Below are 10,038 nucleotides of genomic sequence, written 5' to 3'. Positions count from 1 at the left end.
GGCGTCGCTCCGTTCCGTCAAGGGGGCGTTTCCCCTTCCGTGGTCCGTCGGAAGCCGGGGCCTTTCGACCCAGCGCCACCGCAGGAACCCGAACGGCAGGGCATATAACGTTTATTAAACGTGGCTCCGCTAATGTTACGTGGGTAGCCCTAAATAGCATCCCGTCTTCGCGCCGTTCATTCCTCCTGCACGACCTCAGGCGGTCAGGCTTTTACCCCAAACGGACTCCCGCCCGCGGCGCATCGCCGCCCGGGCCGTCGAACCAAGCCGCCGCACCGGGAGTTACAGGGGGCTCTTCCCCTTCGAAGCAGCGCCGTTCCCGCATGAGACAGCTCAAAATCAGCAAGCAGATTACCAACCGCGAAAGCCAGTCGTTGGACAAGTACCTCCAGGAAATTGGCAAAGTGAGCCTGGTGTCGATCGACGAGGAAGTAGAGCTGGCCCAGCGCATTCGCGAAGGGGACCAGATGGCCCTCGAAAAGCTGACCAAAGCCAACCTGCGCTTCGTGGTCTCGGTGTCCAAGCAGTACCAGAACCAGGGCCTGACCTTGGGCGACCTCATCAACGAAGGCAACCTGGGGTTGATTAAGGCGGCCAAGCGCTTTGATGAAACGAAGGGCTTCAAGTTCATTTCGTACGCCGTGTGGTGGATTCGCCAGAGCATCCTGCAAGCCCTGGCCGAGCAGAGCCGCATCGTGCGCCTGCCCCTGAACCGGGTGGGCTCGCTCAACAAAATCAGCCGCTCGTTTGCCGAGCTGGAGCAAAAGTTCGAGCGCGAGCCCTCGCCCGACGAGATTGCGGAGTTGCTGGAGCTGAGCACCTCCGAAGTAGTGGACACGTTGAAAATCTCCGGCCGCCACGTCTCGATGGATGCGCCCTTCGTGCAGGGCGAGGAAAACGGCTTGCTCGACGTGCTGGGGGACGAGGGAGCGGACACGCCGGATGCCGGCTTGCTGCGGGACTCGCTGCGCCGGGAGGTGCAGCGCGCCCTCTCGACCCTGACGCGGCGGGAGGCCGACGTCATCACGCTCCATTTCGGGCTCAACGGCCAGGCCGCGCAAACGCTGGAGGAAATCGGCGAGCAATTTGGCTTGACCCGCGAGCGGGTCCGGCAGATCAAGGAGAAGGCCATTCGGCGCCTGCAGCACACGTCGCGTTCGCGGGCGCTGCAATCGTACCTGGGCTAGCCCCTTTGGCAGCGTTCCTTTCCAGGAGCCCCGTCTAAGCCAGCGCCTCACCACTCAGGCAAGGGGCCAGAAGGCCCCTCTTGCCGAAGCAGGGCGTAAAGAATTACAGCAACCGGGCTTTAGACCGGGAGCGCTAAGTAAAGTGGGTCGCTACTTCGGCTGGTCTGATAGGGACTGATAACCTTCTCTTATCGTTCCTTATCTTGCCAAGGAAAAGCTCGTCACTTTTCGGTCGTTTTACTCCTATATTATATAGCTACCGTGAGCGCTCATCTCGTCGTCCCCGAATTACCCGCTGCCCAGGTGCCGGCCCACTTGGTCGCATCCGCCAGCCGCTACGTCGAGTCGGGCCTGCGCGGGGCAGCCAACACCATCCGGGCGTATGCCGGCGACTGGAAACGGTTCACCGCCTGGTGCGAGTTACACTCGATGGAGTCGCTGCCCGCGCCGGTCGAGGCGCTTGCCGGCTTTCTGACCGAGCTAGCCGACGCCGGCAAGAAGGTGGCCACCATCCAGCGCCACGCCGCGGCCATCGCCAAGGCCCACGAGCTGGCCGGGCTGGACTCGCCCACGGCCGACAAAAAGGTCAAGGTCTTGCTCAAGGGCATCGCCCGGGAAAAGAAAACGCGCATCAAGCAGGCGGCGGCTTTTTCGCTGGCGTCGTTCAAGCGGACCATCCGCGCCATCGATGCGACGACGCCCACCGGGCTGCGCAACCGGGCGCTGCTCTTGCTCGGCTTCACGGGGGCCTTTCGCCGCTCCGAGCTCGAAGCGCTCAACATCGAGGACCTGGCGTTTGACGAGGAAGGCCTCGTCGTCTCGCTCGACAAAAGCAAAACCAACCAGCTGGGCCAGGCCGAAGAGAAAGCCATCTTCTACTCGCCCGACCCGGCCCTGTGCCCGATTCGTTCACTCCAGGCCTGGCTGCGGGTGCTCGACCGGGAGACGGGATGCGTCTTCGTCTCCTTACGCAAGAACCACAAGTTGACTTCCCGCCGGATGACCACGAAGTACATCAACCTGATTGCCCAGCAGTACCTGGGCCCCGGCTACACGGCCCACTCGCTACGGGCCTCGTTTGTGACCGTCTCCAAGCTCAACGGCGCCGACGACTCCAAGGTCATGAACCAGACCAAGCACAAAACGAGTGCGATGATCCGCCGCTACACCCGACTGGATAACGTGCGCCAGCACAACTCGGCCAAGGAGCTGGGCTTGTAACGTTCGATTCGGTTAGGTAACCTCATTCCTTCCCCACCGCCGCTTGCCGGTCGGTCACGGCGGGGCACGACCCGCCCGCGGGACAGGTCGAGGGCCGTGGTTTCGAGGGCAAATACGCGTGAGGGAAAGCCCGGACCGGCGAATGCCGGAGCATCGGCCGCCGAAAAAGGGGCCCATACTCCGGCATTGAACCGCTCGCCTCGCGGGGCGATGGCGACAGAAAATGTGGGGGCGTCGTCAAGGCGCAGGCCGGCCAGGTGCCGGTACCAAGCCCGGTGTTCGGCCAGGGGCCCACGGGACGTGCCGGCGGGGAAGTTGCCGCGCGGCGCGCGCTGCGAAAACCAGAGACGTCGCACGCCGCAACGAAGCCTGGCGTGGGTCGGTCAGGTCCCGGGGTTCGCCTTACTTGGCAGCGGGGACGGTGGTCTTGCCGCGGCGGCTGACCAAGCCGCCTTTGCGGCCGGCGTCACGGGCCTCTTCGGCCGAGAAGCGGTGGCCGCGGCCACTGGCGTGCGAGGCTTTGCCACCCTCGCTGGCGATGCGGCGCTGGGTTTCGGGACTCATGGCGGCGAAGCCACGGCGGCTCTTGGTGCCGACCCGGGTAGCCGGGCGGGTGGAGGATTTGGCGGCCGCGGCGGCCGAATTTGCGAGTTCTGAAGCGGAAGTAGTCATAAGAATATTAAAAGCTGGTTTAGTGCTATACAAGTTTAAGCATTGTCGGCGAGAATGGTGCTGATACAGGCCTCATTTATTGTGATTTAGGCCGAAATTGAGACGAAATACCACTTTCTACGGAAGAGCTTCTCCGTACTTACTGAGGGGCTCTGCGTGTTTGTTTGCAAACCCTTCCGTAGTCCGTATTTTTTCGCCGTCGCCGTCGCCGTCGCCGCTCGGTCGCCCCCCGGAGCGGCTAAGGCAGTTAGGAGTGAGGCCCCACTTTTATCGCTGGCCACGCGTCAACTTTGTCCTCCTCCACCGGCCAACCACGTGGCGCTATCCTGGCTGACACGCTACCAGGCCAGCGCCACCAAACAGGCCCAGCGCGGGGCTGCAAGGCGCATCCAGGGACGACGAAATAGAAAGCCTGCCTCCGAAAGGAGGCAGGCTTTCTATACATCCGAAGTGGTCTGCATGCGCCCGTGCCCGGCAGAACAAAGCTTCAACGAACGTGGCTGTTGCAGAACCCGGCGAGTAACGCAAAAACGGTCTCAGCCTGCCCTTCCACGCATGTTACAGGTCCGTTTATCCGCCTTTCTCGCTGGGTTCGGCTCCTAAAAACCTCGTTTACACGGGGCGTGTTGAGTTCTGCAACAGCCACGAACGTTTACAACATGTAAAACAGAGTACCCTAAAAGAATCCATTAAGCCGTCGTAAGTTGAGCAGGCCTGGTAAGGATGTCCCGTATTGGGCTTGCCAGACTAAGTCCCCTGCCCTCCCGGTCTGCCTCATCTAGGCGAATGAATGATTTACTGGGTGCGTTCCGCCCTTGGTGCTGCCTGATTTGCGGGTACTCGTCCGTCATGCAGGATTTCGTATTAAGCACCGTCCCCTTTTAAGACCATGGCCATTCCCACGGCCCCAGACCCCGAGCCCCTCCCCCGATGCGGTGCGGGCGGCTGAGTTGCTACTCCCCGGCCGAGATCAAGCGCTGGGGCGTGTAGCACTTCCTGGACACGGTGGCCCCCACCGAGCCGCTGCTCATCCCGAACCTGGGCTTTACTGTTGAGGAGAACGCCCGCATGGACGACTTGCTGCGCGAAGAGCGCGATGCCGCGGCTGGTGGTCCTTGAGTCACCTTCCTGCGGCCACGCAAGCAAAAGGCGGCGTGGGTTGTTTTAGGAAAAGTGCCGTTTGAGCTTTAGGAGGTTAACTCCAATACCTCTTCGGCCGGAATACCCAGCTTCTGGTACATGCGGCGCAGAAAGTCGCCGTTGGCCGGTCGCCGGCCGCGCAGCACCTGGCTCAGGCGCGACTCGCCCACCTCCAGCAGCTGCGCGAGCTGCTTCTGCTTCAGGCGGCGCCGGAACATCTCCAGTTGCAGCCGGCCGGCCACGGGGGGCAGGGGCCCGGGGTGGTGGCCGTTGGCCGCCGCGAAGGCGTGGAGGGCGTCGCGCTGCAGCAGGCGGGCGTGGTTCGTTCCTTCGCCGGCGACCAGCGTCCGGAATTCCTTCACGGCGGCTTCGTGCTCGGCTTCGGTGAGGGTCATCGCGAGGCTGGGGTCGGGGTCAGGGACAACGGGAAAAGAAGGGACCTTAAAAGCCGGGCAGCTGTTTTTTTGCCATTCACGCTGCCTGGCTTTCGAATCGAAGGTTATGCCCTATTTGTTTAACAACACCCTGGGACGAATTATCAGTAATGAAACAGCTCCTGCAGCCGGTCACAGACTGCTTGCGCCGTGGCTTTGGGCAGCACGCCCAGACGGCGCACCAAGCGGGTTTTGTCGACTGAGCGGATATGGTCGAGCGCCACCTGACCTTCCTTGCCCTGGAAGGTGCAATCCACTCGGGAAGGGTAGTCGCGCCGGGTGCTGGTCAGGGCCGCAATGGTCACCGTGCGCAGGTAGCGGTTCATCTCGTCGGGGGAGAGCACCACGCAGGGGCGGGTCTTGTTGATTTCGCTGCCTTGGGTGGGGTCGAGGTTGATGAGCCACACCTCGAAGCGCTGCACGGCTACCACTGCCATTCCGTTTCCTCAAAGGAATCTTCCGAAAACCCCTCCAGCAACTCGCCCTCCGGGGCCTGGCCCTGGGCAAGGGCCTGCTGGAAGCGCTCGTCCCAGCCCTGGCGGCGGGGCTTCACCACCGGGGTGATGAGCAAGCCCTCGGGCGTGGGCTGCAGGTCGACCTCGCCGGCAAGGTGGTACTGCTGCAGTAACTTCTTGGGCAGCACAATCCCTTGGGAATTGCCCACCCGAATCAGGCGCGTGTTCATAGCAGCAAATGTAGGTACAATGTAAGTACATTTGCTGGACGTGGTTGGTTTCGTTCTTTAGAAGTAGCACCTTTAGAATCGATAGCGAGCCCTTATCAGGCCCTATCTGAAAGACAGTGGCTGTTTAAATCCCCATTTACGTAAACTAATTAAACCTGCGCGCTTTCTGCTCTTGGCTGCCGGACTGGGAGTGGCCCGACTTGCTTCTTCTGCGTACGGTTTAGGATGCGCTTGATCCTTCTCCCGCTACGCCTCCTCTTGTTATGTTGTTATGGCTAAACGTTCCCCCGCCCCCGCTTCACCCGGCCCCCAACCGGAGCAGGTCCACTCCCTGCAACAGCAAAACACCCGCCTGCGCCAGCAACAAGCCGACGACGAGCAGCAGCAGGCCGTAGACCAGCGCTACGCACGCAGCCAGGACCGGTTCCGGACCGTGTTCGAGAACTCGCCGCTGGGCCAGAAAATTATCGGTCCCGATCTGTGCATCCGCCAAGCCAACCAGGCCCTGGCCACCCTGCTGGGCCTGAAAAGCGCGAAGAAGGTCGTCGGCCGCAAAATCATGGAGTTTGCCCACCCCGACTTTGTTCAGGATTGGAAGCACTTGCAACAAGAGCTCTGGGAGCACAAAAAGCCCTGCTTTGTACTGGAAACCTGCCTGGTGCGGGTGGATAAGTCCGTGTTCTGGTGCCGGGTGACCTCGGTGCTGTTTCCGGATGAAGCCGGCGAGCTGGGCTACACGTCCCTGGAAGACATCACCGCGCGCAAGCAGGCCGAAGAAGAGCGCGCCCGCAACCTGAGCCTGTTGGAGCAGGCCGAAGGCATGGCGGACCTGGGCAGTTGGGATTACGACCTGCACGGCCAGGAGTTCCGGTGGTCGGAGGGCCTGTACCGGCTGTTCGGTCTGCCCCCGGGGCAACCGGTTCACCCCGACATCTACCTGCGGTTGGTGGTGGACGAAGACCGCTCCCGGGCCGAGCGGCTGGTGCGCTGCCTGACCGCGGGCAGTACCGGGTTCGAGGAAACCCTGCGCCTGCGCGTGGGCAAGCAGGTGAAGACTGTACGCCTCAAGGCCGTGGTGTTCCATGACGAGGTGGACCACTCCGTACGCGTGTTGGGCGTGGTGCTGGACATCAGCGAGCGGCAGCGCCTCGAAGCCGACAACCTGCGTCTGCGCCTGACCCAGCAGCAGGCCTTGTTCGAAGCGGTGCAGGCCGCCGAGGAAAATGAGCGTCGGCGCATGGCCGAGGCCCTGCACAACGGCATCGGCCAGCTGCTGTTCGCCACCAAGCTGCGCCTCGACCGCCTCCACGCCCCGGTGCTGCACACGGCCCCGGCGCTGGTAAAAGCCCGCACCGAGGCCGACCGACTGCTGAGCGAAGCCATCCGCCAGACCCGGGTGCTCTCGCACGAATTAATCCCCCTGATCCTGGAGGAGTTTGGCCTGGAGGCCGCCCTGAAAGACATTGGGAGGAAGCTGAGCACCCCGCGGCTGCGGTTGCGCAGCCACCTGACGCTCGACGAGGCCGCGGCGCCGCTGCCGCCGACGCTGCAAATGGCCCTCTACCGCATGGGCCAGGAGCTGGCGCTGAACATCGCCCGGCACGCCACCGGGGCCACCGAGGGCAGCCTGGAACTGGAAACCATGCCCGGGTGGGTGCTGCTGCGGGCCGAAGACGACGGCCCAGGCTTTGCCCCGGCCCCGGCCGGCCCTCAGGGCCTGGGCCTGCGCAGCATCCGCGACCGGGTGGCCCTGCTGGGAGGCCAACTGGAAATAGGGGCTGGCTGGGCCGGCGGGGCGTACGTGCGCATCCGCATTCCTTTGCCCGTGCCCGCGGCGCCGTAGAACCTGACTTTCCCTGTTCGATTTATATTCCTTCATTATAGCGTATCGAAGCAGGCTACTTGGTCTCCTTGGTGGTCGTAATTATCGGCTTCGGATACCGTTTCAGTAAGAAGAGATAGCAAATGTGGAAGCCGAAGTACCCAGAGTAACCCAATGAGCGCTTCTGACAGGAAGGCCGTTCACTAAAACAGTCCGGCTCGCGAAAGGAGCGTGAATTTGATACCTTTATCCGAGAGCCCGAAACCGAGCAGGAAGCCCGCGCCCGGCGGCAGTGCCCCGCCGACGGGGGCGTGGCCGTGGCGGGTCTCGGCGGCACCGCCCCCGCGCCGGCCCTACTGGCCGAGCGGCCGCGCTACCTCGACGGGACCCGCACGTTGGACGAATTAGTGCGGGCCGAGTCCCCGGTCCCCGGGTGTCCCAGGCGGTCGCCTACCGCGAGCAGGGCGCCGGGTCACCCCAGCGGGGGCCAGAAGCAGGGAGTCGCCGGGTGCCCGGCCCTTCTCTTCCGTTTGTTTGCTAGCTTGGGCGAAATTTTCCCTAAGAGCCGGTTCATGTCCCACGCCCTGCCACACCTGCTGTACCTGGCCCGCGCTCATACCCGGGCCATGGCCATTATGAACGAGGCGACCAGTGACGTGGGCGTGTGCCACCACGACCGCTTGGTGGCGACCGTGCCCTTTCGTCGGCCGAACTGGCGTGCGTCCAGGGGAACCCCACCGCCGCCCCCGGGCCGCCCGCGCTCTGGCACTTGGTTCAAGCGCTGCGGGTCCAGCCCGGGCACGGCGCCGCCGGGGAAAGCGTGGGGGAACGGAGTGCCCTCCCGGCCCCGACGTAACCGGCTGCGCACCGAGCAGCCGGCTCAACGCCGTCGGAAAGGCCGCCGCGCGGGGGCAGGGGTCCACGCCCTTCGCCAACTTCCACGCCCTTCGCCAACTGCGGTGCGCTTGCCCGCCTGCCGGAGGCCGGGTGAGCGGGGCGTTGCGAGTGGCCATCCTTCCTGTTGGGAACCTTACCCGGGCGGCCAGCCTGCTGGGCCAGCGGCCGCGTTGTATCGCCTGTGAAGTTCAAGAAAACGGTGGTGGCTGTTGCAGAACTCCCTGTTTCGCGTTCAGAACTTATAGAGCGCGTGAGGGAGCGTCCAGAAAGACCGCCCTCATGGCTTTTTAGCACGTTGACTCAGGGTCACCCCACCCTTTCAAGGCTTGACGAGGAGTTCTGCAACAGCCACGGTGGTATTTTTTGTGTACTGAGAGTTCTCGTCACTGCCCATTAAGGTTATGCATTATCCAGTTTGGGCTGTTGGTTTTTCCTTCTTTGCAGTAAGAAAGGGTTATCAAGCCTGCGTCTGAGAAACAAAACACATTTACAAAGATGATTATGTACTCGGTAGCAGGTATTCACTTTTCGATATCAGGGCTGGCCTTGCGGATTCTGGCGTAGGGGATTTATCAGGTACCCCCTTTGCAATTAGCCAGATAGCAACCACGATTTGAATCGGAAGCAACGGCATGGCCATCGGCCCAATGGCGGGATACCCGAGGAACATCATCAAGGTTACTCCCGTGAATTGCAGACTGACGCCGATAACCCCAATTACAGCCAACACCCGCGGCACCAAGTGAAAGCGTAACAGCGAACTATAGAAAATAAACATCCAGGCACTGATGGCCAGCAACTGCGTGGCATGGGCCGAGCGCCGGGCAGAAGCCACCGCCGCCCCCACCACCTGGTAGAGCCCGGAATCGGTGGCACCGGCGGCCACGAACTTGGTGCTGATGGCCAGCATCGACATCACGGTGCCAGCCTGCACCATATCCAAGGCGCAGCTAACCGCACAAATGACCATAAAGATGAGCGCAGCCGATTGACTATAGCGCCGGAACAGGGGAAACGTCGTAACCCCCAGATAGACGGTCAGCGCCGAGCCGACGAACGAGAGCAGCACCGCCCCGCGAATCTTAACCGAATGCGCGGCCACCGCCGTCAGGAAAGCCGGCGTGCCCACCGTTAGCGGCTTCATCAGGATAAAAGGCAGCGTGAGCGCGGCCACTAATTGCAGCAATAACAGGATGCCGATTTTGCGTCCAAGGGCAAAGGCCGAAGGGGTGGAAGAGTGCGCGCGCTGTTCTTCGTGGTCGAGTATGGGAGTGGAGTGCATGGCGATTGGATTTAGCGCGTGTCAAGGAATCGAGTGAGGAAATCGATTTCGGCCGTAAGCAAAGTGGCTCGGTCAGTTGGAGCGGAAAGGGTTGTCCCCCATTGGCCCCCTTATTCAACTGCCTACTGGGACAGGTTCAGGGCACCCCGCTCCGGATGCGAGCGTAAAATGTATTTTTTAAAGACATACCCCCAGGGTATGACGAGCAGGTCTAACACGACCCCTATTAGGTTGGCCTTCGTAAGCCCCTGTGCCTGAGACAGGACCAAATGATTTGCAGCCCATAAAGGATAAGCCACAATAATTAACCAAATCAGCTTGTAACTGAATTGTATCAGCAGCAAGGGAAGCATTTTCAGGGGATGCACCAGCCCTAAAATTGCCAGCGCCGATAACGCCCCCCAAAAACTGAAGGCGACCGCCGGCAACGGCTGCCACGCCACGGGGTGGGTAACTATTTCGGTCCAGACCTGAACGCCCAACAGCAGGACTATCACGGCGTAAAAGAACCGCAAGACACTGATTCGGAAGCGCGAAAGGCCCAGCAGAGGGTCAACCTTAAAAAAGCTCATTCTATTAACTGCCAGCTTGGTGGGCGTTGTGGACCCAGGGCCATTGTCGGGTGTTGCCTGGAGGGGAGTTGCAGTTTCCATGAGGGTGAGTGGATGGCGGTTCGTTACGTATTCGGTTCGGCTGAC

9 protein-coding genes are annotated in these 10,038 nt (G+C 61.9%); 3 read left to right on the top strand and 6 right to left on the bottom strand.

The annotated features are described in order from the left end of the window. Positions 1-323 precede the first annotated feature (323 nt). Entirely contained in the window at positions 324-1,187 is an 864-nt protein-coding gene (locus LJ738_RS19395) for a sigma-70 family RNA polymerase sigma factor (RefSeq protein WP_227788005.1), read from the top strand. A 261-nt stretch (positions 1,188-1,448) separates the two neighbouring features. Continuing rightward, entirely contained in the window at positions 1,449-2,408 is a 960-nt protein-coding gene (locus LJ738_RS19390) for a tyrosine-type recombinase/integrase (RefSeq protein WP_227788004.1), read from the top strand. Positions 2,409-2,810: 402 nt separating this feature from the next. Here LJ738_RS19390 and LJ738_RS19385 read toward each other — a convergent pair whose 3' ends face one another. The 4 genes from LJ738_RS19385 to LJ738_RS19370 all read right to left on the bottom strand — a co-directional run bounded on the left by LJ738_RS19385 (position 2,811) and on the right by LJ738_RS19370 (position 5,339). After that, positions 2,811-3,080, bottom strand: coding sequence for a KGG domain-containing protein (locus LJ738_RS19385; protein ID WP_227788003.1), 270 nt, complete (start codon positions 3,078-3,080; stop codon positions 2,811-2,813). A gap of 1,187 nt (positions 3,081-4,267) precedes the next feature. Next, positions 4,268-4,615 carry a helix-turn-helix domain-containing protein gene (locus LJ738_RS19380; RefSeq protein WP_227788002.1) on the bottom strand — a complete coding sequence of 116 codons (348 nt, stop codon included), beginning with the start codon at positions 4,613-4,615 and terminating at the stop codon, positions 4,268-4,270. Between the two features lie 143 nt (positions 4,616-4,758). Next, entirely contained in the window at positions 4,759-5,091 is a 333-nt protein-coding gene (locus tag LJ738_RS19375) for a type II toxin-antitoxin system PemK/MazF family toxin (RefSeq protein ID WP_227788001.1), read from the bottom strand. After that, positions 5,079-5,339: an AbrB/MazE/SpoVT family DNA-binding domain-containing protein gene (locus tag LJ738_RS19370; RefSeq protein WP_227788000.1), complete on the bottom strand. Its 261-nt coding sequence runs from the start codon at positions 5,337-5,339 to the stop codon at positions 5,079-5,081. Before LJ738_RS19370 ends, LJ738_RS19375 begins: the two co-directional genes overlap by 13 nt. 271 nt (positions 5,340-5,610) lie before the next feature. Here LJ738_RS19370 and LJ738_RS19365 point away from each other — a divergent pair, with 271 nt between their 5' ends. Beyond that, positions 5,611-7,182, top strand: a complete 1,572-nt coding sequence (locus tag LJ738_RS19365; protein WP_227787999.1) for a PAS domain-containing sensor histidine kinase — start codon at positions 5,611-5,613, stop codon at positions 7,180-7,182. A 1,375-nt stretch (positions 7,183-8,557) separates the two neighbouring features. Here LJ738_RS19365 and LJ738_RS19360 read toward each other — a convergent pair. Further along, complete coding sequence (locus tag LJ738_RS19360; RefSeq protein ID WP_227787998.1) at positions 8,558-9,340, bottom strand: DUF4386 domain-containing protein; 783 nt, start codon at positions 9,338-9,340, stop codon at positions 8,558-8,560. A 122-nt stretch (positions 9,341-9,462) separates the two neighbouring features. Further along, positions 9,463-9,993: a hypothetical protein gene (locus tag LJ738_RS19355; RefSeq protein ID WP_227787997.1), complete on the bottom strand. Its 531-nt coding sequence runs from the start codon at positions 9,991-9,993 to the stop codon at positions 9,463-9,465. Between the last annotated feature and the right edge of the window lie 45 nt (positions 9,994-10,038).

Source organism: Hymenobacter plasmatis (genome assembly GCF_020711255.1).
Taxonomy (GTDB): Bacteria; Bacteroidota; Bacteroidia; order Cytophagales; family Hymenobacteraceae; genus Hymenobacter.
Note: the sequence above shows the minus strand (reverse complement) of the source record. Positions and strands in the feature narration are given on the sequence as shown.

Coding starts and splice junctions, on each gene's coding strand:
- LJ738_RS19355 (WP_227787997.1), bottom strand. CDS start 9,993: ATGGAAACTGCAACTCCCCTCCAGGCAACACCCGACAATGGCCCTGGG.
- LJ738_RS19375 (WP_227788001.1), bottom strand. CDS start 5,091: ATGGCAGTGGTAGCCGTGCAGCGCTTCGAGGTGTGGCTCATCAACCTC.
- LJ738_RS19370 (WP_227788000.1), bottom strand. CDS start 5,339: ATGAACACGCGCCTGATTCGGGTGGGCAATTCCCAAGGGATTGTGCTG.
- LJ738_RS19360 (WP_227787998.1), bottom strand. CDS start 9,340: ATGCACTCCACTCCCATACTCGACCACGAAGAACAGCGCGCGCACTCT.
- LJ738_RS19365 (WP_227787999.1), top strand. CDS start 5,611: ATGGCTAAACGTTCCCCCGCCCCCGCTTCACCCGGCCCCCAACCGGAG.
- LJ738_RS19385 (WP_227788003.1), bottom strand. CDS start 3,080: ATGACTACTTCCGCTTCAGAACTCGCAAATTCGGCCGCCGCGGCCGCC.
- LJ738_RS19380 (WP_227788002.1), bottom strand. CDS start 4,615: ATGACCCTCACCGAAGCCGAGCACGAAGCCGCCGTGAAGGAATTCCGG.
- LJ738_RS19395 (WP_227788005.1), top strand. CDS start 324: ATGAGACAGCTCAAAATCAGCAAGCAGATTACCAACCGCGAAAGCCAG.